Source organism: Fontisubflavum oceani (genome assembly GCF_030407165.1).
Classification (GTDB): domain Bacteria; phylum Pseudomonadota; class Alphaproteobacteria; order Rhodobacterales; family Rhodobacteraceae; genus Rhodophyticola; species Rhodophyticola oceani.
Genome location: NZ_CP129111.1, coordinates 1,992,693 through 2,018,313, shown reverse-complemented (window position 1 = coordinate 2,018,313; position 25,621 = coordinate 1,992,693). Strand labels below are relative to the sequence as shown.

Annotated in this window: 24 protein-coding genes and 4 pseudogenes; 14 read left to right on the top strand and 14 right to left on the bottom strand. The window is 60.9% G+C overall.

The annotated features are described in order from the left end of the window. The first annotated feature begins 17 nt into the window (after positions 1-17). From QTA57_RS10415 to QTA57_RS10370, 11 genes and pseudogenes are all read left to right on the top strand, one after another. A pseudogene (locus tag QTA57_RS10415) lies at positions 18-390 on the top strand (MerR family transcriptional regulator). A gap of 14 nt (positions 391-404) precedes the next feature. Further along, positions 405-893, top strand: a complete 489-nt coding sequence (locus QTA57_RS10410) for a hypothetical protein (RefSeq protein ID WP_290151359.1) — start codon at positions 405-407, stop codon at positions 891-893. A gap of 203 nt (positions 894-1,096) precedes the next feature. Next, the gene (locus QTA57_RS10405) at positions 1,097-1,498 is read left to right on the top strand and encodes a MerR family transcriptional regulator (protein ID WP_145217629.1); all 402 of its coding nucleotides are present in this window, start codon (positions 1,097-1,099) and stop codon (positions 1,496-1,498) included. A gap of 37 nt (positions 1,499-1,535) precedes the next feature. Next, a complete protein-coding gene (locus QTA57_RS10400; RefSeq protein ID WP_290151358.1) occupies positions 1,536-3,314 on the top strand; it encodes an acyl-CoA dehydrogenase C-terminal domain-containing protein in 1,779 nt (592 codons plus the stop codon). A 23-nt stretch (positions 3,315-3,337) separates the two neighbouring features. Beyond that, positions 3,338-3,550 (top strand): hypothetical protein, encoded by a 213-nt coding sequence (locus tag QTA57_RS10395; protein ID WP_171562102.1) that lies wholly within the window; start codon positions 3,338-3,340, stop codon positions 3,548-3,550. Between the two features lie 61 nt (positions 3,551-3,611). Further along, the gene (locus tag QTA57_RS10390) at positions 3,612-4,241 is read left to right on the top strand and encodes a glutathione S-transferase family protein (protein ID WP_290151357.1); all 630 of its coding nucleotides are present in this window, start codon (positions 3,612-3,614) and stop codon (positions 4,239-4,241) included. A gap of 79 nt (positions 4,242-4,320) precedes the next feature. Next, positions 4,321-4,878 carry a membrane protein insertion efficiency factor YidD gene (gene yidD, locus QTA57_RS18610; RefSeq protein ID WP_407933472.1) on the top strand — a complete coding sequence of 186 codons (558 nt, stop codon included), beginning with the start codon at positions 4,321-4,323 and terminating at the stop codon, positions 4,876-4,878. Positions 4,879-4,989: 111 nt separating this feature from the next. Next, a pseudogene (locus QTA57_RS10385) lies at positions 4,990-6,200 on the top strand (acetyl-CoA C-acetyltransferase). A gap of 27 nt (positions 6,201-6,227) precedes the next feature. Continuing rightward, a complete protein-coding gene (locus QTA57_RS10380; protein ID WP_171562110.1) occupies positions 6,228-6,659 on the top strand; it encodes a hypothetical protein in 432 nt (143 codons plus the stop codon). Then, a complete protein-coding gene (locus QTA57_RS10375; protein WP_171562112.1) occupies positions 6,656-7,633 on the top strand; it encodes a hypothetical protein in 978 nt (325 codons plus the stop codon). The genes QTA57_RS10380 and QTA57_RS10375 overlap by 4 nt, the downstream gene beginning before the upstream one ends. Continuing rightward, positions 7,630-9,830 (top strand): annotated as a pseudogene (locus QTA57_RS10370) (3-hydroxyacyl-CoA dehydrogenase NAD-binding domain-containing protein). The gene QTA57_RS10375 and the pseudogene QTA57_RS10370 overlap by 4 nt, the downstream one beginning before the upstream one ends. An 83-nt stretch (positions 9,831-9,913) precedes the next feature. Here the strand turns inward: QTA57_RS10370 and QTA57_RS10365 are convergent. The 3 genes from QTA57_RS10365 to QTA57_RS10355 form a co-directional block, all read right to left on the bottom strand. After that, entirely contained in the window at positions 9,914-10,381 is a 468-nt protein-coding gene (locus QTA57_RS10365; protein ID WP_290151356.1) for an SRPBCC family protein, read from the bottom strand. Beyond that, positions 10,378-10,656 (bottom strand): ArsR/SmtB family transcription factor, encoded by a 279-nt coding sequence (locus QTA57_RS10360; protein WP_407933515.1) that lies wholly within the window; start codon positions 10,654-10,656, stop codon positions 10,378-10,380. Before QTA57_RS10360 ends, QTA57_RS10365 begins: the two co-directional genes overlap by 4 nt. 186 nt (positions 10,657-10,842) lie before the next feature. Next, positions 10,843-11,490, bottom strand: a complete 648-nt coding sequence (locus tag QTA57_RS10355) for a sulfotransferase family 2 domain-containing protein (protein WP_290151354.1) — start codon at positions 11,488-11,490, stop codon at positions 10,843-10,845. 100 nt (positions 11,491-11,590) lie between these two features. On the opposite strand from QTA57_RS10355, the pseudogene QTA57_RS10350 reads away from it, so the two are divergent. The 3 genes and pseudogenes from QTA57_RS10350 to QTA57_RS10340 all read left to right on the top strand — a co-directional run bounded on the left by QTA57_RS10350 (position 11,591) and on the right by QTA57_RS10340 (position 16,000). Beyond that, positions 11,591-13,221 (top strand): annotated as a pseudogene (locus QTA57_RS10350) (AMP-binding protein). 121 nt (positions 13,222-13,342) lie between these two features. After that, on the top strand, positions 13,343-14,923 hold the full coding sequence (locus QTA57_RS10345) for an ATP-binding cassette domain-containing protein (protein ID WP_290151353.1): 1,581 nt from the start codon (positions 13,343-13,345) through the stop codon (positions 14,921-14,923). A 60-nt stretch (positions 14,924-14,983) separates the two neighbouring features. Beyond that, entirely contained in the window at positions 14,984-16,000 is a 1,017-nt protein-coding gene (locus QTA57_RS10340; protein ID WP_171562128.1) for a hypothetical protein, read from the top strand. A gap of 8 nt (positions 16,001-16,008) precedes the next feature. Here QTA57_RS10340 and QTA57_RS10335 read toward each other — a convergent pair whose 3' ends face one another. From QTA57_RS10335 to QTA57_RS10285, 11 genes are all read right to left on the bottom strand, one after another. Continuing rightward, the gene (locus QTA57_RS10335) at positions 16,009-16,293 is read right to left on the bottom strand and encodes an SPOR domain-containing protein (RefSeq protein WP_290151352.1); all 285 of its coding nucleotides are present in this window, start codon (positions 16,291-16,293) and stop codon (positions 16,009-16,011) included. After that, positions 16,290-17,228 carry a hypothetical protein gene (locus tag QTA57_RS10330; RefSeq protein WP_290151351.1) on the bottom strand — a complete coding sequence of 313 codons (939 nt, stop codon included), beginning with the start codon at positions 17,226-17,228 and terminating at the stop codon, positions 16,290-16,292. The genes QTA57_RS10335 and QTA57_RS10330 overlap by 4 nt, the downstream gene beginning before the upstream one ends. Before the next feature lie 151 nt (positions 17,229-17,379). Next, positions 17,380-18,012, bottom strand: coding sequence for a uracil phosphoribosyltransferase (gene upp, locus QTA57_RS10325; RefSeq protein WP_145216696.1), 633 nt, complete (start codon positions 18,010-18,012; stop codon positions 17,380-17,382). Further along, a complete protein-coding gene (locus QTA57_RS10320; RefSeq protein ID WP_290151350.1) occupies positions 18,013-18,996 on the bottom strand; it encodes an adenosine deaminase in 984 nt (327 codons plus the stop codon). It lies immediately after the preceding gene. Next, a complete protein-coding gene (locus tag QTA57_RS10315) occupies positions 18,993-20,201 on the bottom strand; it encodes a phosphopentomutase (RefSeq protein WP_290151349.1) in 1,209 nt (402 codons plus the stop codon). The genes QTA57_RS10320 and QTA57_RS10315 overlap by 4 nt, the downstream gene beginning before the upstream one ends. Then, positions 20,201-21,508 (bottom strand): thymidine phosphorylase, encoded by a 1,308-nt coding sequence (locus QTA57_RS10310; RefSeq protein WP_290154859.1) that lies wholly within the window; start codon positions 21,506-21,508, stop codon positions 20,201-20,203. The genes QTA57_RS10315 and QTA57_RS10310 overlap by 1 nt, the downstream gene beginning before the upstream one ends. 4 nt (positions 21,509-21,512) lie before the next feature. Then, complete coding sequence (locus QTA57_RS10305) at positions 21,513-21,905, bottom strand: cytidine deaminase (RefSeq protein ID WP_290151348.1); 393 nt, start codon at positions 21,903-21,905, stop codon at positions 21,513-21,515. Between the two features lie 76 nt (positions 21,906-21,981). After that, the gene (locus tag QTA57_RS10300; RefSeq protein ID WP_290151347.1) at positions 21,982-22,323 is read right to left on the bottom strand and encodes an Hpt domain-containing protein; all 342 of its coding nucleotides are present in this window, start codon (positions 22,321-22,323) and stop codon (positions 21,982-21,984) included. Continuing rightward, a complete protein-coding gene (locus QTA57_RS10295) occupies positions 22,293-22,844 on the bottom strand; it encodes a response regulator (protein ID WP_290151346.1) in 552 nt (183 codons plus the stop codon). The genes QTA57_RS10300 and QTA57_RS10295 overlap by 31 nt, the downstream gene beginning before the upstream one ends. Next, positions 22,832-23,530 carry a sensor histidine kinase gene (locus tag QTA57_RS10290; RefSeq protein ID WP_290151345.1) on the bottom strand — a complete coding sequence of 233 codons (699 nt, stop codon included), beginning with the start codon at positions 23,528-23,530 and terminating at the stop codon, positions 22,832-22,834. Before QTA57_RS10290 ends, QTA57_RS10295 begins: the two co-directional genes overlap by 13 nt. Before the next feature lie 122 nt (positions 23,531-23,652). Beyond that, a complete protein-coding gene (locus QTA57_RS10285) occupies positions 23,653-25,551 on the bottom strand; it encodes a propionyl-CoA synthetase (RefSeq protein WP_290151344.1) in 1,899 nt (632 codons plus the stop codon). Positions 25,552-25,621 lie beyond the last annotated feature (70 nt).

Genomic DNA, 25,621 nt, shown 5'->3' with positions numbered 1-25,621 from the left:
CAAGCCAGGGAAGAGCCATGACAGCGGAAAGATTGGATTTCAAACAGATGTGCGCGCGGTTCGATGTGACCCCGCGCACCTTGCGCCATTACGAATATATCGAACTTCTGGCGCCCGAACGCGAAGGCCGCGCGCGGTTCTATGGCGCGCGCGAAGTGGCGCGGATGACGCTGATTCTTCGCGGTCGACGCTTTGGCTTCCAGTCTTGAAGAAATCCGCCAGTGGCTGGAACTCTATGACGCCGACCCCGAGGGCGTGTTGCAACGCGATGCCTGGCTTGCCATGGCCGATCGGCAATTGGACGAGCTGGCGCAACGCCGCAAGGAGCTCGATGAGATCATCGTCGAGTTGCAAGCACTGCGCGATACGACGGCGGCGAGCGGAACGTGAGGGCCTGGGCGCTCTTGCTTGCACTCATCGCTGGCCCCGCGGCCTGGGCAGATGCCCCCCTGCCCCCACCGGAACCCTACTTCTTCATCACCGAGAGCCGGGTGCATGTCACCGGCAACTTGAACCGCAACGTTGTGATGATTGAACCCACCAGCGGCATCGATGATCGATGGGAGATCCCCGGCTGGCGCCGGAACGTGCATCCCTCGGACGATGGGCGCCATGTACTGATCGGCAATCCAGGTTTGAACCTGCTCTCCTACTCCGGTGATCCAGACATCACTGTGATCGAAATTTGGGCCGCACCCGGTGAGTTGATCGGCACAGTGCCGTTGGGCGGCCTGATGAATCCAGACGATTTGCAGCCGACCACATCGCACTATCTTTGGATCGCCGGGTACCAGTGGGAGGGCACTGGATGGCGCTTTTTGACGCCCGATGGACAGTTTTGGTTTCTCACACCCGATCCGCTCCGCCTGCGCCGCGCGGGGGTGGAGAGGTAAGGAATCCCTTACCTATAAGGGATTTTGCAGAGGTGATTGACTTTGCAAATATTACTCCTGACCCCACGTTATCTTTCATGACCTTTCGTCAACATCAAAGTGACGCAACGTTTCATTTACGTCAACGTAAGCCATTCTTGTAGAACGACCTCCAGACCGGCACATCTGAGGCAGAATCGATGTTTGACGCTGTGAGTGACATGATGACAAATGAAACCATGACCATCCGCGAGATGTGCGACACCTTCGAGGTGACGCCGCGCACCTTGCGGTTTTACGAATCCAAAGAACTGCTGTTTCCGATCCGTGAGGGGCAAAAACGCCTCTTCACCCGGCGCGACCGGGCGCGGCTGAAACTGATCCTGCGAGGCAAGCGGTTTGGCTTCTCTCTGGAAGAAATTCGCCAGCTTCTCGACCTCTATTATGCCGGTGATCAGCAAGCCACGCAGTTGAGCCGCACGCTGGATGTGGCCGGTGACCGCCTGGCCGATATGGAACGCCAGCGCGCCGAGTTGGACCTCGCCATCGACGATCTGAAATCGCAGATCGGCCTTGTCCAAGACATGCTGACCAATGTGACGACCACAAAAGACGCCGCCGAATAAGCCGCGACGACAGGACCGCTCGGGAGGAGCCCTTACGATGCCAAGCTACACTGCCCCCACGAAAGACATGCAATTCATCCTGCATGAGGTGTTGGATGTCTCCGGCCAGGATGTGCCGGGCTATGACGAGATGGAACGCGACTTCACGCAGGCTGTCCTCGACGAGGCGGGCAAAATCGCCAGCGAGGTCCTGACCCCGCTGAACGTGGTGGGCGATACCGAAGGCTGCACCATGGAAAACGGCGTGGTGCGCACCCCGACCGGCTTCAAAGAGGCCTTCGAGCAGATGAAAGAGGGCGGCTGGCCGGGGCTCGACATGCCCGAGCAATATGGCGGGCAGAACATGCCCTATGTGATCGGCACCGCCGTGGGCGAGATGTTCTCGGCCGCGAACCAGGCGTTCACCATGTATCAGGGCCTGACCCATGGCGCGGCGAGCGCAATCCTGGCCCATGGCACGGAGCAGCAGAAAGACACCTATCTGCCGAAAATGGTCGCCTGCGACTGGACTGGCACGATGAACCTGACGGAGCCACATTGCGGCACCGATCTCGGCCTGATGCGGACCAAAGCCGAACCGCAGGACGATGGCAGCTACAAGATCACCGGGCAGAAGATTTTCATCTCGTCGGGCGAACATGACATGGCCGACAACATCATCCATCTGGTGCTGGGCAAGATTGTCGGTGGGCCCGAAGGGATCAAAGGCGTCTCCCTCTTCATCGTCCCGAAGTTCCTGGTGAATGAAGATGGCAGCCTGGGCGCGCGCAATGGTGTCGCCTGCGGCAAGATCGAAGAGAAGATGGGCATCCACGGGAATTCGACCTGTGTGATGAACTATGACGAGGCGACCGGCTATCTCTTGGGCGACGAGCACAAAGGGATGCGGGCGATGTTCACCATGATGAACGAAGCGCGTTTGGGTGTCGGTATGCAGGGTCTGGCGCAAGCCGAAGCGGCCTACCAAAATGCGCTCTTCTACGCCAAAGACCGGTTGCAGGGCCGCGATGTAACGGGGCCGAAAAACCCTGATGGCCCCGCCGACCCGCTGATCGTGCATCCTGATATCCGCCGCAACCTGATGGAGCAGAAAAGCTTCACCGAGGCTGGCCGCGCCTTCCTGCTTTGGGGCTCCACCCTGATCGATCAGGCGCATCGTGCAAAAGATGCGGATGCCGACGGGTTGATCTCGCTGATGACACCGGTGATCAAAGGGTTCCTGACCGATAAGGGTTATGACATGACCGTGCAGGCGCAGCAGGTCTATGGCGGCCATGGCTATATCGAAGAATGGGGCATGTCGCAGTTCACCCGCGATGCCCGGATCGCGATGATCTATGAAGGCGCCAACGGTGTGCAGGCGCTGGATCTGGTCGGCCGGAAACTGGCGCAAGATGGCGGCAAACACGTCATGGCCTTCTTCGACCTGGTCAAGACCTTCATCAAAGAGAATGAAGGCAATGAAGCGCTGAATGCGGATTTCCTCGGGCCGCTCAAAGCCGCGTCGAAAGACCTGCAGGCCGCAGGGATGTACTTCATGCAAGAAGGCATGAAGAACCCCAACAACGCGCTCTCCGGTTCTTATGATTTCATGCATCTATTTGGCCATGTCTGCTTGGGCCTAATGTGGGCCCGGATGGCCAAGGCCTCGCTCGAAGCTCTTGAAACCGGCACCTCGGACCCAGATTTCTATGAGACGAAACTGGCCACAGGGCGTTTCTACATGGCGCGCCAATTGCCGATGACCGCAACCCACCTGGCCCGGATTCAAACCGGCGGTGAGACGGTCATGGCGCTGGACGCCGCCAATTTCTGAGGTCTCGACCGGAAGGACAGCACATGCCCAAACGACTCCGCCTGACCCGCCGCCCCAATCTTGCGATGAGCGAGGATGGGTTTCGCAAGCTGCGGGCACTCTCGACCGAGGCGGGGTTGGATGAGGGCGAGTTCCTGTCCTTCCTGTTCGAAAACTGGAACAGTGTGATCACTGAAGAGAACCTGACCGCACGGCTTCGCCTTTTTAACTCGGAGTTGGAAGAGCGAAAACGGTGACAGCATCCCCGGTTTCACCGGGTCAAACATAAGATGGCCCGGCGCGGGGAGGCGCACGGATATGACACATAAACTCTACTGCTTCGCCGAAAGTGGAAACGCCTATAAGGCTGCGCTCGCGCTGGAACTTTCAGGTCTCGAATGGGAGCCAGTTTTCGTTGATTTCTTCAAAGGCGAGACGCGCACGCCCGAGTTCCGCGCGCTCAACCCTATGGGCGAAGTGCCGGTGCTTGATGCTGAGGGCACAACCTTGAGCCAATCGGGTGTGATCTTGGACTATATCAGCTCCAAGACCGGCAAACTGGGCGGCACCAACGCACAAGAGCGGCGCGATATCTTGCGGTGGATGTTTTTCGACAACCACAAACTGTCCGGCGTGGCAGGCACACTCAGGTTCAACATGAATTTCCTCCCCGAGGAAAAGCGCAATGCCGATGTCAACGGCTTTCTGGCGATGCGGCTGGCCTCGGCTCTGAAAGTGCTCGACGCGGCCCTCGACAACCGCAGCTGGCTTGTCGGCGACGGTCTGACGATCGCCGACATCTCCTGCGCCGGATATCTCTTCTACCCCGAAGCCTTCACCTTCGAGCGGGCCGATTACCCAAATATCGACCGCTGGCTGACCAACATCGCCGCCACACCCGGCTGGCAACATCCTTATGACCTCATGCAGCGGGCCTATACACCATGACAACTGGAGGAAATCCCCCATTGGCGGTCGGCTCCGACTTGTGCCAAGCCTCTGACAAACAAAGACAAGAGGCACTCTTATGGTCAGTCAGCTCGCGCTCGGTGCAATCTGGGGATATCAACGGTTTCTCTCGCCGCACAAAGGCTTCCGATGTGCGCATTCGGTTCTGCATGGCGGAACGGGTTGTTCGGGCTTTGCAAAATACGCCATCCGTGATCACGGGGTCTGGCTTGCGATCCCGTATATCCTGCAACGGTTCCGCGATTGCAAAGAGGCCTCGCTCACGTTGTGGGCGGCATGCCCTGCGCATTCCAGCGCACCAAATGGTGAAGAAACGCCGCGACAGCGCAGGCAACGGCTCCGTCGCAACGGGGATGAGGTTGCGCCCGAAGGGGCCTGTACCGATAGATGCGGCGTCGGTTGCTGCGCCTTGCCGAGCTTTTGCGTCCCCGGATTTGCAAACGGACAGACAGCGGCCAGCTCCGACACAGAGGCAACGTCTGGCACAAACGACAATCCGAACGACGCCGATAGCGCGTGTGCTACCGCAGACGAGGCCTGCGGTGCCTGCTCATGCAGCAGGATCAATGTCGAGGGCTGCGATTTCGGATGCGGCTGCCTGCCCTGCTTCGACTGATTCCCGGCACAATCCGGTTTTGCTGACGGGCCGCGCATCTTGCGCGCCCGTTTTCTTTTTCTCGCCTTCCGCCTGCCGCACTCGGCGGGCCAAGTTCACTGGAGTAATCTCATGACCGATGCCTATATCTACGACGCGATCCGCACCCCCGTGGCAAAGGCCGCAAGGATGGAGCCCTGCATGAAGTGACTGCCGCGCGGCTTTCGGCCCATACGCTGAACGCCTTGAAAGAGCGCAATGGGCTTGATGGGCATGCGGTCGAAGATGTGATCTGGGGCAATGTCACCCAAGTCGGCGAACAAGGCGGATGCTTGGCCCGCACGGCGGTTCTGGCATCAGACTTGGACGAACGCATCCCGGGCCTTGCGATCAACCGGTTCTGCGCCTCAGGTCTGGAAGCGGTCAACTTGGCCGCCAATCAGGTGCGTGGCGGCGGCGGGGACGCCTATATCGCCGGTGGTGTCGAAATGATGGGTAGAGTGGCCATGGGCTCGGATGGCGCGGCCATCGCGGTCGACCCCTCCATCGCCATGGACACCTATTTCGTCCCGCAAGGCATCTCGGCCGATATCATCGCCACCGAATATGGGTTTTCCCGCGACGACGCCGATGAACTGGCGATGCATTCCCAGGCCCGCGCCAAAGCCGCCTGGGATGACAATCGTTTTGCCAAATCCATCGTGCCGGTGACGGATCGCAATGGTCTGACCATCCTCGACAATGATGAATACATGCGCCCCGGCACCGATATGCAAACCCTCGGCGGGTTGAAACCAGCGTTCAAGGAAATGGGCGAGATGATGCCCGGCTTCGACGCCGTGGCCTTGATGAAATACCCGCATCTGGAGGCGATCAACCACATCCACCACGCGGGCAATTCCTCGGGCATTGTCGATGGCTCCGCCGCGCTTTTGATCGGCAACAAAGCCTTTGGCGAGGCCAATGGCCTGAAACCCCGCGCGCGCATCCGCGCCACCTGCAAAATCGGCACCGATCCGACGATCATGCTGACGGGCCCCGTGCCCGCAACGCAGAAGATCCTGGAAGACAGCGGGATGTCGATCTCGGATATCGACCTCTTCGAGGTGAACGAGGCGTTCTCCTCGGTTGTGCTGCGTTTCATGCAGGCGTTTGACGTCGATCATGATAAGGTGAACGTGAATGGCGGTGCGATCGCCATGGGTCACCCGCTTGGTGCCACGGGCGCGATGATCATCGGCACGCTGCTCGATGAGCTGGAGCGCAGCGGCAAAGGCACCGGCCTGGCAACGCTCTGCGTTGCGTCCGGCATGGGGGCCGCTACGATCATCGAACGCGTATAACCCGGCTGGCGAGGGAAACCCCAACCGATGCCCGCATCCGCGCTCGATATCTATCAGGAGTATCTCGACCTCACGGGCGAGGCACTCCTGGCGCGCGATGCGGACACCTTCCTCGCCCGTATCTTCCTGCCGCATCTGTTGATCACAGAGACGCAGACCTTCCACATGGAAGATGATGAAACGATCCGCCATCATTTCTTCGGCTTTGCCAACGCGCTGGCCAGTCAGGATGTCGATGCGTATGTCCGCATCGGGCGGGAGGCTCAGTTTGACGATGCCACCCATCTGCACGGGACGCATGACAGCTTCTTGACGTCCCGTGGCAAACTGGTCGTGCCCAGATTCTCCAATGAGACCGCACTTGAACGGCGCGGTGGCATCTGGGGCTCCACCAAAACCCGGCATTTCACGGCTTATGTCTCCTGGCCAGATATCCTACCGCGGGGTGACGTCTCATGACCACGCCGACGACACCTCCACGCAGCGGGCAGATGCAGGACCCGTCGAAAATCTACCAAGTGTGGCTCGATGAAACCTCGGCGCTGCTCCTAGACGGCGAAACCGAGCGTTTCGTCGATCAGGTCGCTTTGCCATTCGTGATGCGTACAACCGCGGATGAAACCGTGTTCGAAACCCGCGAAGACTTGATCGGCGACATGATCACCGTGACCCAAAACCTAAAGAACCAACAGGTCACCCATTACATCCGCCTGGTAAATAAAGCACGCTATATCAATCACTTGGTGATTGAGGGGTGGCATACAACATATATGCTGCGGGACGCAATTGCGGTCGTGCCGCCCTATGGCAGCCGGATGATCCTGCGTCTGGAAGATAATGCCTGGTATCTCGCTGAGGCCGAACATGAACTGAGCAACCGGAGATTCCCGGTGGATGTTGTCCGCTCTGCTCCCGGCGCGTTTCAGGACAAATGGGCTGAGCCGATGTCTGACATACGTGCTACGCAGGCCCGGGCCGAACCAGTCTACCAAGCGTTCCTAGATGCTCTCAGTGAGACGGTCCACGATCAGGATTTCGACCGCTGGTGCAGCTATTTCACGATACCGCATAATGTGCACTACGACTCGGTCGATCATCTGGTGAACACACCCGAGGATGTTCGACCGTTCTTCGATCTGCTCTGCAAAAAAATGCTCTGCTACGGCGCCGACCGCCTGACACGACGCGCCGATTATGCCGAGTTCATCTCGGGCGATCGCATCTATGGCTACCACCAAACCACGATGACCAAAGACGGTGATCCCGTCTTTGGCCCCGTTAAGAGCCGCATGATCCTCTGTCTGGCCGACGGCCGCTGGAAATGCAGTGAAGTCACCAATTCCTTGTCGAATAAGGGTTTTCCGGGGCCTGAGTTTCAGCCCTCTGGCGCCCTTCCGACAATGCGCGAAATTCAGGAAAGGATGAAGAAATGACCGATTTCACGATGGAGACCGGCCCCGACGGCGTCGCCGTCATCACCTGGGACGTGAAGGAGAAATCCATGAACGTCCTCACCCGTGAGGCATTTGAAGCTGTCGAGGGCCTGATTGATCAGGCGCTTGCCGATGATGCGGTGAAAGGCGTGGTCATCACCTCCGGCAAGGAAACCTTTGCGGGCGGCATGGATCTGAACACGCTCGCCAAGATCCGAGAGGAATCCGGCGACGCCCCCGCCAAAGGCCTGTTCGACTTCACGATGAACGGCCATCGCATCCTGCGCCGTCTCGAGCGCGCCGGGATGGACCCGAAGACCAACAAGGGCGGCAAACCGGTCGCCTGCGCCATCACGGGCACCTGCATGGGGATCGGCACAGAAATCGCGCTAGCCTGTCATCGCCGTTTCATGGCCGACAATCCGAAGGCCAAAATCGGCCTGCCGGAAATCCTGGTCGGCATCTTCCCCGGCGGCGGCGGCACCACCCGCTATTCGCGGATGGTCGGGGCCATGGCGGCCGCACCGGTCCTCCTGGAAGGTCGGACCCTCGACCCGGCCAAAGCGAAATCGGCGCAACTGATCGATGAGGTCGTGCCTGCCGATCAACTGCTTGAAAAAGCAAAGGAATGGGTGCTTTCGGCGGGCGATGCGGATATCGTCAAACCCTGGGATCAGAAGGGCTGGAAAATGCCCGGCGGCGCGCCCTACCACCCGGCAGGCTTCATGACCTTTGTTGGCGCCTCGGCGATGATCAACGGCAAGACCAAAGGCGTTTATCCGGCAGCGAAGGCGCTCCTTTCGGCGGTCTATGAAGGCGCTCTGGTGCCCTTTGACACTGCGCTTCAGATCGAGGCACGCTGGTTCACCTCTGTCTTGATGAACCCCTCTTCCTCCGCAATGATCCGCAGCCTCTTCATCAACAAAGAAGCGTTGGAGAAAGGCGCGAACCGCCCGGCAGTCGAAGACCAACGTGTCAAGAAAGTCGGCATCCTCGGCGCCGGTATGATGGGCGCGGGCATTGCCTATGTCTCGGCCAATGCGGGGATCGAGGTCGTGCTGATCGACAATGCGCAAGAGGCTGCCGAGAAGGGCAAATCGTACTCCGAAAGCATCCTCGACAAAGGTATGGCCCATAAGAAGGTCACTCAAGAGAAGAAAGATCAGGTGTTGGGCCGCATCACGCCCACTACCGATTACGCGCTGCTCGATGGTTGCGACCTGATCGTGGAGGCGGTGTTCGAGGATATGGGCGTCAAAGCCGAGGTAACAAAGAAAACCGAGGCCGTTATCCCCGAAACCGCGATCTTCGCCACCAACACCTCGACCTTGCCGATTACCGAACTGGCCAAAGCCTCCGCCCGGCCCGAGCAATTCATCGGTATCCATTTCTTCTCGCCCGTCGACAAGATGATGCTGGTGGAGATCATCAAGGGTAAGGAGACTGGTGATGTGGCCGTGGCCAAGGCGCTCGATTTCGTGCGCCAGATTGCAAGACACCGATCGTGGTGAATGACGCGCGGTTCTTCTACGCCAATCGCTGCATCATCCCTTACATCAACGAAGGCATCCGCATGGTCAAAGAGGGTGTCGCACCAGCTTTGATCGAGAATGCCGCGAAACTGGTCGGCATGCCGCTCGGGCCGCTGCAACTCACCGATGAGACCTCGATCGATCTTGGCGTGAAAATCGCCAAGGCGACCAAGGCCGCGATGGGTGACGCCTATGACGATGCGTCTGACGCGGTGATCTTCTGGATGGCCAACGAAGGGCGCTTGGGCCGCAAGTCCAATTCCGGCTTCTACGCCTATGATGACAAAGGCAAACGTCTCGGCCTTTGGGAGGGTCTCGGCGAGAAATTCCCGGTCGCCGAGACGCAGCCTGAACTGGTCGAAGTTCAGCACCGCTTGCTCTTTGCCCAGGTTCTGGAAGCCGTGCGTGCCTTGGAGGAAGGCGTCCTCGAAGACATCCGTGAAGGCGATGTCGGCGCGATCCTGGGGTGGGGTTTCGCGCCCTGGTCCGGCGGCCCGTTCTCCTGGCTCGACATCCTCGGCGCCCCCTATGCCGCCGACCGTTGCGACCAGTTGACGGAGGCTTATGGCGACCGGTTCACCACCCCGGCGCTTCTGCGCGAGATGGCGGACAAGGGGCAGAGCTTCTATGGCCGGTTCGGCCCGGAAGCAAAGTCAGCGGCTTGACCGACCGGCGGGCGCTCCACCAGGGCGCCCGCTCGTCCGCCTTGCGGGACAAAGCCGACTTCGGCGCAATGTCCGCTCTAAGTCTATTTGAGTGATTGCGCGTATTCCTCAAGCTGACTGGCGACCGTACCCCAACCATCATAGAACCCCATATCTTCATGGCTTTGACGGGCCTCCGGCGAGCGATGTCGTGCAGTTGCTGTGTAGGTCGTTTCGCCGTCTCCAGCGTCTGCGAACTCGATGATGGCTGTCATGAAGGGATCGGCGGCAGGCTTCCATCCTTCGCTGTAGGTGTCGGTAAAAACCAATCGTTCGCCTTCGACAACTTCCAGATACACGCCTTCGTTTTCCATGAGGTTGCCCTCGACGTTCATCGTCGTGTTGAACTTGCCACCTACCCGCAGGTCGATTTCGCAAGCGTCAATCCCGTAAGGCTTGGGGACGAAGAATTGCTTGATGTGCTGCGGCGTCGTCCAGCATTCCCACAGCAGCGCGCGGGGTGCCTTGATCGTACGGGTGAAGGTCAGGTCGGTCTCCGGGTCAAGGTTCATTTTGTTCTCTCCTGCATCAGGTTCTTAATGTAATCGTCAAAACGGTCGAGCCGTCCTTCCCAGATCGCGCTCTGCTCGCTTAACCAGTCTTTCGCGGGTGTGAAGGCATCGGGGGCCAATTCGTAAATTCGCGTCCGCCCCTCCTTCTTAGACGTGACGAGTTTGGCGGCTTCGAGCTTCTTCAGATGCTCCATGAATGACGGCAGCGCCATGTCATGGGGTTCCGCAAGTTCGCTCACAGTCGCCTCGCCCCGTACTAGGCGCTGAAGGATCATACGCCGCGTTGGATCACCGAGCGCTGAAAAGCAGAGATCAAGGTTCGGATCATACTTAGACATATCCCTAAGTAACAGAAACGATGTGCTTGATCAAGACACTAAGGAATACCCCTAAGTTATGGACAAGCGGTCGTTCGCTGCACTCTGACTAATGAGCAAGTTGGGCTCAAAACGGCCACACATTCACCCAAACGCATACCCGAACCGCGCGATATCCTCGGCGCAAGCCTGTGCCACGGCCTCTTGCGCCCTGTCGCTATAATAGCTCCGATAATTCGCCCGACGATCGGAGGCATTCTCAACTGGTATTTGGAGCCGGAAACCCAGATGCGCCTCAAGCGGTGCCAAATCCTCTTCCAGATGTTCCAGACGCAAATAAGCATCCGCATGATCCACCCCGGACGGGCCGCGTGTAAACGCCCGGTATGGCTGCGCGCGGACCCTCTGCGCCACTTCGGCATGGGTCACGAAGCGTTCGAAGTCCAAACCGTGCGCGAGGGGCACCATCGGGTGATCGAAGTTTTGGGTCTGTAGCCAATGATAGAGGCTAACGATCCGATCCCAGGGGTTCCGCACCAGAGTGAAAACAAAGAACTCGGCCATCTCCTTTTCGGTGATCAGCCCCTCCACATCGGCCAAGGTCGAGTGTTTCCAAAGCCGCCCCGCTGTACGCACATCTTTGAGCCGCCGCTTGCGACGCTGCGCCTTTGGCGTATCGCCAATCAGGATGTCATCGGCTTTGGCCCGCGCCTCCAGCGCCAAGGCCATCGAGGTCCCGCCGGTTTTCGGGATATGCACGAAGATATAGCGCCGCCCAGGTGAGATGATCATAAGCCGCAGCCTATCTCCTTCCCGATCATGGATCAGCCCCTTTTCAAGCCCCCTGCCCCGCCGCATACTCGCGTGAACGAGTGTCGAAACGGGGGCTGGCATGGGCTGGATGAAAGACGAAACGGGCCTTGAGAAGCGTCCGGCGAATTACGTGCCGCTGACGCCCCTCTCCCATCTCGCCCGCGCGGCGACCGTCTTTCCGACGCGCGACGCGCTGATCTATGGCAGCTTCCGAACCACTTATGTTGAATACCACGCCCGCGTCTCGCGCCTCGCCTCGGCGTTGGCAAAACGCGGCGTCGCGCCGGGCGATGTGGTGGCGGCCCTCTTGCCCAATATCCCGGCCCATGTGGAGCGCATTTTGGCGTGCCCGCAGCCGGTGCCGTGCTCAACAGCATCAACATCCGTCTCGACCCCGGCACGATCAGCTATATCCTCGACCATGGCGAGGCGAAAATCGTGCTGGCCGACACCCAGTTCCTGACCGTGCTGGAGGCAGCCATCGGCGCGATGGAGGGTGAACCGCCGCTGATCGTTGAAGTGCCGGATGAGCAAGCGGGGTATCACGCCTCTGGCCGCCATCTGACCTATGACGCGCTCTTGGCCGAGGGCGACCCGGATGCGCCCTGGATCATGCCCGAGGATGAATGGGAGTCGATTGCGCTCAACTATACCTCTGGCACCACGGGTCGGCCCAAAGGCGTGGTCTATCACCATCGTGGCGCTTATCTGATCACCATGGGCACGCCGATCTCTTGGCGGATGACGCTTTACCCGCGCTATCTGACCATCGTCCCGCTCTTCCATTGCAACAATTGGTGCCATGTCTGGGGCATGCCCGCGCTTGGCGGCACGACCGTTTGCTGCCGCGAGATCACTGCGGAAAACATCTATAACGCCATTGCCGATGAGGGCGTGACCCATTTTGGCGGCGCACCGATTGTCCTGAACATGATCGTCAACGCCAAAGACGACGAGCGCCGGGCCTTTGACCATACGGTCGAGGTCTTCACCGCCGGTGCACCGCCCGCCGCCGCAACGCTCGCCGCCATTGAAACCATGGGCTTCCACGTAACCCAGGTTTACGGCCTGACCGAGGTCTATGGCCCGGCCACTGAATGCACTTGGCAAGATGGGCTCTGGGATGACCTGCCACCTGAAGAGCGCGCCGGGATTAAGGCGCGCCAAGGTGTGGCCTTCCCAAATATGGACCATGTGACGGTGATGGCGCCTGAGACCATGGCGCAGATTCCGATGGATGGCGCGGCCCTGGGGGAGATTATGATGCGCGGCAATGCGGTCATGAAAGGCTATTACAAGAACCCACGCGCAACGGCGGAGGCCTTCCAAGGGGGCTATTTCCACACTGGGGACATCGCCGTCCAACACACTGATTCCTATGTGCAAATTGCCGACCGCGCGAAGGACATCATCATCTCCGGCGGCGAAAACGTCAGCTCGGTGGAGGTCGAGGGCGCGCTGATGCATCACCCGTCGGTTTCGCTCTGCGCCATCGTCGCCAAGCCGGATGAGAAATGGGGCGAGGTGCCCTGCGCCTTTGTCGAATTGAAAGATGGCGCGACGGCGACGGAGGCGGAGCTGATTGCCTTCACCCGCCAACGCCTCGCCGGGTTCAAAACGCCGAAACATGTGATCTTCACCGAACTGCCGAAAACCTCCACCGGCAAGATTCAGAAATTCGAACTCAGGCAGCAGGCCAAGAGCCTCTGAACCTTGATCGCCGACTGGCGCGTGCCTATCTCAACAACAGAGCAACTGGAGTTTCCCGACATGACCAATTTCCACCCGACACCCGCCTCGCGCGCCCCTGTCCTTGTGGAAATTACCGCTCATGCCTTGCACGATCCAGCTTTCGAACCTCTCCTGGTCCACACCTGACCAGAACCCGCTTTTCACTGATCTCACCCTGCAATTCGGCCCCGGCCTGAGCGGTCTGGTCGGACGAAATGGCGTCGGCAAGACGACGCTCTTGCATCTGATCCATCGCAGTCTGATCCCGCAAGCGGGACAGATCACTTGCGACGGCACCCCCGCCCTGCTCCAGCAGCAGGCGCAGCCGCCAGCGGACCAAATCCTCGTCGATCTGTTTGGGGTAAGGGAGGGTCTCGCAATCCTGTCTCGCGCCGAAGCGGGCGCGGCCAGCGCCGAGGATCTCGCAGCGGCCGACTGGACGCTTGAGGCTCGTATACAGGCGGCTCTCTCCCGCGTCGGTCTCGATACCGCCCCTGAGGTGCCGCTTGATCATCTCTCTGGCGGCCAACAAACCCGTGCCCGCCTCGCCGCCTTGATCTTTGCCGAGCCCGACTTTCTCCTGCTCGATGAGCCGACCAACAATCTCGATCGCGCAGGTCGGGATGCGGTGTTTGACCTGTTACAAAGCTGGAAAGGCGGCGCGCTCATCGTGAGCCATGACCGTGATCTCCTTGAAATCATGGACTCAATCACCGAATTGACCTCCTTGGGCGCGACCCATTATGGCGGCAATTACAGCTTCTATCAGGCGCAGAAATCCTTGGAACTTGCCGCCGCCGCCCATGATCTCAATACCGCAGAACGCCACGCAACCGAGATCGCTCGCAAGCGGCAGACAGCCCTGGAACGCAAGGCGCGCAAAGACCGCACCGGTCGGGCGAAACGCGCCCGGGGCGACATGCCCAAAATCGCCGCCGATAAGGCCAAAGCCCGAAGCGAAGCGACCGGCGGGGCCATGTCGCGGCTGGCTGAGAAACAGGTGGATGAGACGCAAAGCGCGGTGACGGAGGCTGCCGCGCGTGTCGAACGCCTGACGCCCCTGAAACTTGACCTCGCACCGACGGGCCTCGCCAGTGGTCAAACTGTGCTGAAGGCGCAAGAGTTGACCGGCGGCGGCGATGCGGAGCACCCCATCATCCGCGACGTTTCGATCCAGATGACCGGCGCCGAACGCGTCGCTATCACCGGCCCGAACGGGATCGGCAAATCGACCCTGCTTAACCTGCTCACCGGCAATCTCTCCCCTGCGTCCGGCACCGTCACGATCCTGCCGGATCACGCGATGCTGGACCAACATGTCCGCCTGCTCGACCCTAGCCTAACCCTGCGCGACAATTTCCGCGCCCTAAATCCCGAGGCCGATGAAAATACCTGCCGCGCCGCGCTTGCGCGGTTTCTGTTCCGCGCCGATGCCGCGCTGCAAATGGCGGGCACGTTGAGTGGCGGCCAAATGCTGCGCGCGGGCCTCGCCTGTACGCTTGGCGGCAAACGCCCGCCCAGGCTCCTGATCTTGGACGAACCGACCAACCATCTCGATCTCGACGCGATTGCGGCGATTGAGGCGGGGCTTAACGCCTATGATGACGGGGCGCTTCTGGTGGTCAGCCATGATGAGACCTTCCTGCGCAATATCGGCATCACCCGCCGGCTCGAGCTTTAAGTTGAGCGGGTTTTCGCCTTCGGCTATCCTGCCGGCAAAACAAGGGCAGCACGCACAGGCATGACCGCGCTCAGTGAATATCAGCGGCTTGAGGCCACCGGCCTCTGGCGCGAGACCGAAGACAGCCAGCGCCGCGAGGTATTGGTGTCTCTTGGTGATGCCACGCTGATGATCTCGACGCTTAGCGAAACCGCGCTGTCGCATTGGTCCCTGCCCGCCGTGCACCGCCTCAATCCAGGGAAAATGCCAGCGCTCTACGCGCCAGATGTGGAGGCCGACGAACTCCTCGAAATCAGTGAACCAGAGATGATCGCCGCGATCGAAAAGGTCCGCGGTGTCATCGAACGGTCACGGCCGCATCCGGGCCGCTTGCGGCTCATTCTCGGTGCCGGGCTCAGCATTCTGGTCCTTGCCGTGGTGGTTTTCTGGCTCCCAGGTGCCGTTCTCCGGCAGACCGCGAGTGTCCTTCCTGAGGCCAAACGGGCGGAACTCGGTCGCCAAATCCTAGCCGAAATGGCCGAACTCGCGGGGCGACCCTGCGGCGATCCGGCCGGGGTCACGGCCCTGGCGCGGCTGGCGCGTAGCACCCTTGGCACCGATCCACCTCGTTTGGTCGTGCTGCCGTCTTCGGTACCGGGGTCCGCGCATTTGCCGGGCAATATCATGGTCCTAAACCGCTCGCTGGTCGAAGACTATGAAACGCCCGAAGTCCTCGCCGGGTTCCTTGTTGCCGAAGATGAGCGCCGCGCGATGCAGGACCCCGCCGAGCGCCTCTTTGAAGAGGCGGGTCTAATCGCCGCGTTTCGGATGCTCACGACAGGCCAGATCGACCAGAGCTATCTCCATGATCACGCCGTTACCCTGTTGACGCGGACGCCGCTGCCGCTGGATGCCGAACCGCTTTTGGCCCGTTTTGCTGCGGTTGAGATATCCTCGGCCCCTTATGCCTTTGCCTTGGATCTCTCCGGCGAAACAACCCTACCGCTGATCGAAGGCGATCCGATGCGGGCGCGCCTGCGTGCGCCGCTCCTCCCCGATGAAAGCTGGGTCGCGTTGCAGCAAATCTGCGGCAGCTGACCGAGGTCTTAGCGACGCGTCATCGCGCCGCTAAATCCAGCACCACGCGCCGTCTGCAACGCATTGCTCAAGGAGGCCGCATCGCCATAAGGCCCGGCCAACACCACGAAATTCGTGCGGCCGCCACGCTCGGATTGACCAATACTCGCGCCCAAACCACCCGCGGCCAGCCGATCCCGCGCAATCCGCGCATCGGCTTGGCTGCCATACCGCCCGACCAAGACGAACCGATGCCCTTCGGCGCTCTCTGGCGTCGCGCGACTGCTCGGTGCGTCGAGGCGAGGGCCGATCACGGTCCGGGTCCGCGTACCGGGAACCGCCGCCGCGGCAGGGTTCCGCGTCGACACACGGGCGCGGGCGCGATGCTGCCGCTCACGCCGGCGGTGTTCTGACTCATTCGACTAACGTAAACCGGCTGCCCATTGGCATCTGTTGCCCGGACCCACTGCACCTGCTGGCGCGGTAGACCGTCGGTCCAAATCATCGCCATTTGCTGATCCCCATATGCCGTGCGCGGCCCGCGATTGGGGTTCAAGCGGCCATCGTCCCAGGCCATGCGATACCCATCGGGGATGTGAGGTTGGACCGGAATAACCGCGTCCGCCGCAGAAATCCTCGGACCGGGTCGCGACGACCGCGCGCCGCCGCCAATCGCCTGACCGGAGATGTTCCGCGCGAGATCCCCCGGGTGTTGCGGTTGCGGGCCACATCGCAGGCCGTCGCCCCGCAGATAGGGTTGAGCGGACGCAGGCGCATTCGGGCAAGACGTGGCCGCGCTCGACGCGACGCGGCCTGTCGCCACACGCGTCGGCGCAGCTGGTTCCTGCCGGATCGTGGTTACACTGCGAGATGGTTGGGGCCGTGACGACCCAGCGGTATTGGCGGCACCGGCGGGGCGAAAGACCTGCCCGCTGGTTGCGCTAGGCTGAGGCGCCGCCGCCGCAGTCTGGGGGCTGGGCGCGACCGTGCTCGGGCGCGGCGCGACCGTTGCCGTCCGCGCGGGGGCCGGTGCGGCGGGGCGCGTCTGCGGCGTGGGCGGTGCTGCCGTTTGGACCGGAAGCGAAGGCTGATAGCCGCACAGCACCTCACGGGAGCGGCTGACACGCGGCACCCAGTTGGTCTGGCCACCAAATCCCGCGCGGATAAAGACGCAACCGCGGCTGTCGACATATTGGTTTGCGGAATAACTGGCCGGCGGCACCTCTGCCGGTCCGCCAATATCGCTCACAGTTTGCGCCGTTACAGACGGTGCCGCTCCAAATCCAAGTGCCGCCGCAACACAGGCTTGCACAAAAAACGCCGAAAACCGCATCGGACCCCCCAACAGTTTTGTGGAAACTGTGCAGGAGGATTGTTTTCAAGTAAAGGACAGAAGTAGCTTATTTTGTGCCAAACATGCGATCACCCGCATCCCCTAGCCCCGGAACGATGTATCCGAGCTCATTCAGATGACTATCGAGGGAGGCCGTGACGATGGGCACATCCGGGTGCGCCTCCTTCATCCGGGCAACCCCTTCGGGCGCAGCAAGCAGGCACAAGAACCGGATATTTGTGGCCCCCGCCTCCTTCAAAAGGTCGATCGCGGCAGCCGAGGAATTGCCGGTGGCCAGCATCGGGTCGACAGCGATCACAAGCCGATCATCCAACTCGGTCGGCACTTTGAAATAGTACTGCACCGGCTTCAGCGTCTCTTCGTCCCGATAAAGCCCGACGAACCCAACCCGTGCCAGCGGGATCAGTTCCAGGATGCCGTCCAACAGCCCGTTCCCCGCCCGCAAGATTGAGACCAGAGCCATTTTCTTGCCCGCCAGAACCGGCGCGTCCATCTCCTGCAGCGGCGTCTCAATCGGCTTCGTGGTCATCGGCAGTTCGCGCGTCACCTCATAGGCCAAAAGCTGGCTGATCTCGCGCAAGAGCTGTCGAAACACGGCGGTTGACGTCCCCTTTTCCCGCATCAGCGACAGTTTGTGCTGCACCAAAGGGTGATCAACGACGGTCAGGTGATCAAGCATCTATCTCTCCAATTTCTTGGCCACGGTCGCGCGCGTCTCGGCATCGCAAAACGCCGCCTCCAGCGCAGTCTGCGTCACTTGCGCAAAAATCTCGTCGTCCCAACCGAAGGTGTCGGCCAGGCGCTCATATTCATGGGACATCGTGGTGTGGAAAAACGGCGGATCGTCGGTTGAGACGGTGACCTTCACGCCTTTCTCGCGCAGCTTTTCAATCGGGTGGCTCTCCCATGTCGGGAAAACCCCCAGCACCACATTTGAGCCTGGGCAGCATTCAAGCACCACGCCAGTCTCTGCCAGATGATCGACCAATGCCGGGTCTTCGATGGCTTGCACGCCATGTCCGACCCGCTCAACCTTCAGGTCATTCACCGCATCCCAAACTGAGGCCGCGCCACCCCACTCACCGGCATGGGCGGTGATCTGCAAACCAGCCTCCCGCGCCATATCCAAGCTCCAAGCGAAGTCTTTCAATTTGCCGGCCATCTCATCGCCGCCAATCCCGAAGCCCGTGATGAAATCGCCCACCGTCTCAGCGGCGCAATGCGCGACCGGCTTGGCGCGCTCCGGTCCGAAATGGCGGATCGGTGTGACGATCCCGCGCATTATGATGCCGTTTTGCGCCTCAGCCTGGGCCGCCGCCTCTTGGATCGCCGCCAGATACTCCCGCCACGCGCCCAGATCGCCGCCGCCGCAGAAATCGGGGCTAAGGAAGGCCTCGGTATAGACCACGCCATGCGCCGCGCTTTCCTCCAGCACGGCTGTCGTGAGCCGCGCGAACTCCTCTGGACCCGTTAAAACACTGGTCGCGGCCTCATAGACGCTCAGGAAATGGGTGAAATCCCGATAGGCATAGCTGCCATCCTCGGTGAAAATCTGGCTAAGATCGGTGCCCTTTTCCGCCGCCAAGCCACGGATAAACGCAGGCGGCGCGGCGCCCTCCAAATGCAGGTGCAACTCGATCTTCGGCAGTTTCGCGAGGCTCATAAAAACGACTTTCCCGGTCCTTGGGCCGCAACCCCCAAATGGGCCGCGACCGATGCCCCCACATCGGCGAAGGCCACTTGCCCGATCTGCCCCGAATATGGCCCGGCTGCAACCACCGGCACGCGTTCACGCGTGTGATCGGTGCCGGGCCAGGACGGGTCATTGCCATGATCGGCCGTGAACAGCATCAGATCATCGGGCCGGAGGGCTGCCAGGATCGGCGGCAGGCTGGCGTCAAACCATTCCAGATGCAGTGCATAGCCCGAAATGTCGCGGCGGTGGCCATAGAGGCTGTCGAATTCAACGAAATTGGCGAAGGTCAAACTGCCGTCTTCTGCGGTGTTCACGGCCTCGGCCAAATGCCCCATCAAGGCCCGATCCTCACCCTTCACCACATCGTCGATTCCACGCTTCGCGAAAATGTCTTTAATCTTTCCAATGGCATGGACCTTGCCGCCCGCCTCTTGCACCCAATCGCAGAGTGTCGGGCCAGGCGGCGTGATCGCATAGTCGCGCCGGTTTGTGGTCCGCGTATAGGCCCCCGCCTCACCGATGAAAGGCCGTGCAATCACCCGACCGACCTTCATTTTGTGCAAGGATGGCGCCAATCGCTCGCAGAGGTCTAATAGCCGGGCCAGGCCGAAACTCTCTTCATGCGCTGCGATCTGAAACACGCTGTCGGCGGAGGTGTAGCAGATCGGCCAGCCGGTCTCCTGGTGCCGCGGCCCCTCTTCGGCGATGATCACCGTGCCTGAGGCATGGCGGTTGCCCAGGACGGCCTCAACCCCGGCAATCTGCTTCACTTCCTCAATCAGGTGATCTGGAAAACACGGCTCTGTATCCGGGAAATACGTCCAATCCCAGGGCACGGGCAACCCGGCCAGCTCCCAATGCCCTGACGGCGTGTCTTTGCCGGGCGAGACTTCTTCCGCCGCGCCCCAAAGCCCCGTCGCGTCAGCCCCAAATCCAGGCAGGTCACCGCCACCGGATAGCCGCGCCGCCGCGCCCAGGCCCAAGCCGTCCAGAACCGGCATCTTTAGCGGCCCGCTCCGCCCCTCTTCGGCCCGGCCTGCCACGCAAGCCTCCGCGATATGGGCAAGTGTGTTGGCACCGGTATCAGGCACATCGCCATTGAAAAACCGATCCGCATCCGGCGCGCCGCCGATCCCCACGGAGTCCATCACCACCAAAAACGCGCGCGGCATCAGCCAATCCTTTCATGGATCAACGGGGACCCCTCCGGCGCGCGCTCGGCCAGCACGTAAGCGTCCCGCACCCGGCCCGCCAACGCCTTGGCCTTCACCTCATCGGCGGCATGGATGCGCGCCAAAGGCCGGGCTTCATCCACCTGCGCGCCGATCGGGGCGATCTCGGATAGCCCCACGCCCGGATCCAGTTGATCCGTGGCCACCAAACGTCCGCCACCGAGATGCACAACCACCTCGCCCAGGGCGCGCGTGTCGATTGCCGCGACATATCCAGCGTCGGTCGGGTGCACATCGACCATCACGCGGGCTGCGGGCAGCCGATCCCGCCAGCGCTCGACAAAATCATGCGGTCCCCCCAAGGCCGCCACCATCTCTCCAAACCGTTCTGCCGCCTCGCCAGAGTTGAGCGCCGCCTCGATCCGCGCCTCGCCATCGGCGGCATCCGCCGCTAAGCCGCCAAGCGCCAGCACCTCACCACCAAGGGCGACGGTCAGGCGGTGCAACGGTGTGCCGATTGAGGTGCCGGTCAGGGCCTCCATCACCTCGATCACCTCCAGCGCATTGCCCGCCGCCTTGGCCGAAGGTTGGTTCATATCGGTGATCAAAGCCGAACACATGCAGCCCGCGCCTTGCGCCGTCTCCACCAGCGATTGTGCAAGCGCGAGCGCATCGCTCGGGTCGGCCATAAACGCGCCCGATCCAACCTTCACATCCAAAACCAAAGCTTCCAGCCCGGCGGCCAGTTTCTTAGACAGGATCGAGGCGGTGATCAGGTCGATGCTTTCCACCGTTCCGGTCACATCACGGACCCCATAGAGCCGCTTGTCGGCGGGCGCGATATCGCCCGATGCGCCGACAATCGCGCAGCCGATATCGGCCACCAAATCCTGCAACTCCTCAACGCTGACCTGAGTCCGGTACCCAGGGATCGCCTCCAGCTTATCCAGCGTCCCGCCGGTATGGCCCAAGCCGCGCCCCGAGATCATCGGCACATAAGCACCGCAGACGGCAAGCGCCGGGGCGAGGAGCAGCGAGACCGCATCGCCGACGCCACCGGTCGAATGCTTATCCAAAACCGGCCCGTCCAACTCCCAGTTCAGGACCTGCCCGGTCTGCAACATGCCATGGGTCAAATGCACCCGGCTCTCCCGGCTGAGCCCTTTGGTGCAGACCGCCATCGCAAACGCACCGGCTTGCATATCGCTGATCTCACCAGAGGCTATGCCTTTGGTGAACCAATCGATTTCGGCTTTGCTGAGAGGTAGACCATCACGCGCTTTGATCAGGATCGAGCGGGCATCCATCGGCTCAGACCCGATCCATGTGGCTAGCATCAAACGCGCCAGGCAAAAGTTCGGAGACCGTCATACGCAGCTCCACCCCGTCGGTGGTCGCCAGCGTCACCACGACATCGCCATCGGCAAACTCCGCCAGCTTCTGACGACAGCCGCCGCATGGCGGCACCGGCGCGGGGCTGTCGGCGATGACGGCGACTTCGGCTATCCGGCTGTCGCCCGCGGCAATCATTGCCGCGATCGCCCCCGCTTCGGCGCAGGTCCCCTCGGGATAGGCAACGTTTTCCACATTGCAGCCGCGATGCTCATTGCCTTCCACGCTCCGCAAGGCCGCCCCAACTTTGAACCCGGAATAGGGCGCATGAGCGTTCAGGCGCACAGCGGTGGCAGCGTCGAGCAAAGACATCATGGAGACTCCAATTGGACCGAAGATCAATTGCAGTCTGTGCCTCCCAGAGGCCAAGCGCAAGCCCGCGCGCGGATTACACCGGAAGCGCCGCGCGTCGCGTTTCGATAATCGCGATCAGATCGGCCAAATCGGCCTTACAAGCGGCCGCCAGGCCAGGCAAATCTCCTATCCGCTCCCGCTGCGCCGCGACGTTCAAGGCTTCGGCCAAATGGCGTAAACGGTCCGCGCCAACCGCCCCCGCCAAGGAGACCAGAATATGCGTTTGTCCGCGGATATCGCGGAGCGCCACGCGCTCCACCGCGACATCCAAAGCCTTCGACACCGCCTGCAAATCTTCATGCAGCCGGTCCAACAACTCGCGGCGGCCATCAGCGCCCGCCGCCGTCAAAAGCGCATCAAGCTGCGCGTGCTCCATCGCCTCATCCATCTCGTCGGCGGCGCATGCGCGGCCAATACCGTATCTGGATCAAAGACCGGCAAATCTCGGCCCGTATGACGCAAGATTGCCTGTCCAAAGGCGTCTCCGGATCGGATCGGCTTGCCAATGATCCCGTCGGCCCCTGCGGCGTAAATCGCTTCGCGATTGTCGCGCAACACATAGGCCGTCAACGCGACCAAGGGCATTTTCGATCGTGCGTCGCGCAATCCGCGCACCGCTGTCATGAACTCGATCCCCGACATGCGCGGCATCTCGATATCAACGACAGCGATGTCAAATCGCGCACGACCCAAGATCTCCAGCGCTTCGATCCCGTCATTGGCAATCACGAAGGTTGCGCCCATTTTGTCCAGCAATTGCCCAACAATCACTTGGTTGGTTTCGTTATCCTCGGCCACCAGAATATGCAGCCCGGAAAGATCTGGCGGCGTGCTGCTGATGCCACCTGCGGCAAGTCCGGCACGCCAGACCCTCCGCGCAAGGGTCAGAGTGACCACCGCCCACCTTCGGCGCGATCCTCGACCACCAATGTTCCACCCAGCCCGTCTGCCAAATCCTTCGCGATATGCAACCCGAGGCCCGAGCCGGGCTGACTGTCGACTTCGGGGCGGCCATGCGGCGTGAACAGCCGCGCCATCGCGGCGGCGGAGAATCCAGGCCCCTCATCAGCCACAGCGAATTGAAGCGTTTCATCCGCATCCATCTGCACCGAAAGCCGGACCGTTCCATCCTTGGCATATTTCAGAGCGTTGCCGATCAGGTTCGACAGAATCCGATCCAGTGCCATCCGGGGGAGGCCGATCCGATCCGGCAAACCCGGGCCGCGATCTAGGACAAATCGGCGTCCAACCTCCGCCGCGCGCCCAACCCAGCGCATTTCGACGCCAGTCAAATAGCCCCTGAGATCGACACCGCTATCGTCCAACCGGATCAGCGTTTCGCCAGCCGCCGCCATCAGGGCCGCATCGACCAGTTCAGCCAGGGTTTCGCCCGCCGCCTGCACCCGCTCCAACTGCGCCCGGGTTTCGGCATCCAGACGCTCTGCTTCGATCAGCCGTAAGCCACCAATCACGTCAGACATCGCGGCGCGAATGTCATGATTGAATAGCCGCAGGGTCTCCGAAATCGGATCCGATCGCATCTCACCCGTTCGGGCCGATGGGGTATTAGAAATATCTTCCATTTTATCGGCTACTCCTGGGCCAAAAATCTTCGCCCATCACTCACACGAAACATTTTCGGAGGCTGAAGCTATATCAAAACTCCCTCAATTCCAATTATTCCAATACCGCAAGGCTTAACGTATCAATCTCCCCCTGCGGGATAGCCAATGCCGTTCAAGGCCAACGCGATCTCGTCCAAGATTGCCGGGTCATCAATCGTCGCGGGCATCTTGAAGTCCTCACCATCGGCGATCTTCACCATCGTGCCACGCAAGATTTTGCCTGACCGGGTTTTCGGCAAACGATCCACCACCAGCGCCAGCTTGAAGGCCGCCACGGGTCCGATCTTCTGCCGCACCAGTTTCACACAATCACCAACGACCTCTTCGGCGCCCACCTTGCTGCCCGCATTGAGGCACAAGAACCCCATCGGCAATTGGCCTTTCAACGTGTCGGCCACGCCGATCACCGCGCATTCCGCGACTTCCGGATGCGCCGCCAAAACCTCCTCCATCGCGCCGGTGGAAAGCCTGTGGCCCGCGACATTGATCACGTCATCGGTCCGCGCCATGATATAGAGATAGCCGTCCTCATCCTTATACCCTGCGTCGCCCGTTTCGTAATATCCGGGGAAATGCTCCAGATAACTCTTGCGATAGCGCGCCTCGGCATTCCAAAGCGTTGGCAAGGTCCCGGGCGGCAACGGTAACTTCACCGCAATCGCCCCCAATTCGCCATCGGCCACGGGGTGCCCGCCCTCATCCAGAATTTGCACGTCATAGCCCGGCATCGGCACCGCCGGAGAGCCGATTTTCACTGGCAGCTTCTCAATCCCAATCGGATTGCCTGCAATCGCCCATCCGGTTTCTGTCTGCCACCAGTGGTCGATCACCGGCACGCCCAGCTTATCCTGCGCCCATTCGATTGTGTCTGGGTCCGCACGTTCCCCGGCCAAGAACAGGCTCTCGAGGCTTTGCAGATTATAGTCGCTGACCAGCAATCCCTGCGGATCATCCCGCTTGATCGCGCGAAATGCCGTGGGTGCCGTGAAGAGGCATTTAACCTTGTGATCCTGGATTACCCGCCAAAACGTGCCCGCATCCGGCGTGCCGACCGGCTTGCCCTCAAACACAATCGTGGTGCAGCCAAAGACCAGCGGCGCATAGCAGATATAGGAATGCCCCACGACCCAGCCGACATCGGACGCAGCCCAAAACACCTCGCCCGGGTTCATGTCATAGAGGTTCCGCATCGACCAATTCAGCGCGACCAGATGACCACCCGTATGCCGGATCACGCCTTTTGGCTGCCCCGTCGTGCCGGAGGTATAGAGAATATAGGCCGGGTGATTGCCCTCTACCGGCACGCAGGCCGCAGGCTCGACCCCGTATTGGAACCCGTGCCAGTCAACGTCGCGCCCCTCTTCCAGATGCGCAACCTCTTGTTCTCTCTGAAAAATCACGCAGAAATCCGGCGCATGCTCAGCCAGTTCCAATGCGCCATCCAAAAGCGGCTTGTAATGCACCACCCGCCCCGGCTCGATCCCGCAAGAGGCCGCGATGATGCATTTCGGCTGGCAATCATCGATCCGCACGGCCAGTTCATTGGACGCAAACCCGCCAAACACCACCGAATGGATTGCGCCCAGCCGGGCACAGGCCAACATCGCCTCCACCGCCTCGGGCACCATGGGCATATAGATGATGACCCGGTCGCCCTTGGTCACACCTTTCGCGGCCAAAGCGCCTGCCAAGCTCGCAACCCGGTCGCGCAGCTCGGTATAGGTGATCTCATGTTTGGTATGGGTGACGGGGCTGTCATGAATGATGGCGATCCGTTCGCCATGACCTGCCTCCACATGCCGGTCAACGGCGTTCCAGCAGGTGTTGACCATGCCATCGGCAAACCATTCGTAAAGCGGCGCGCCCTCATCGAATAACGCCTTGGTCGGGGTCTGGTCCCAGTCAATCGCCTGCGCGGCTTTCATCCAAAACCCGTCCGGATCCGCCTGCGCCTCGGCGTAAATCTCCTGGTATCCCATGGCTGTCCCTCCCTTACTCCGTTGGCCCCACATACAAGAGACGCTGCGTCACGCAAAGCGACAGTGCGTC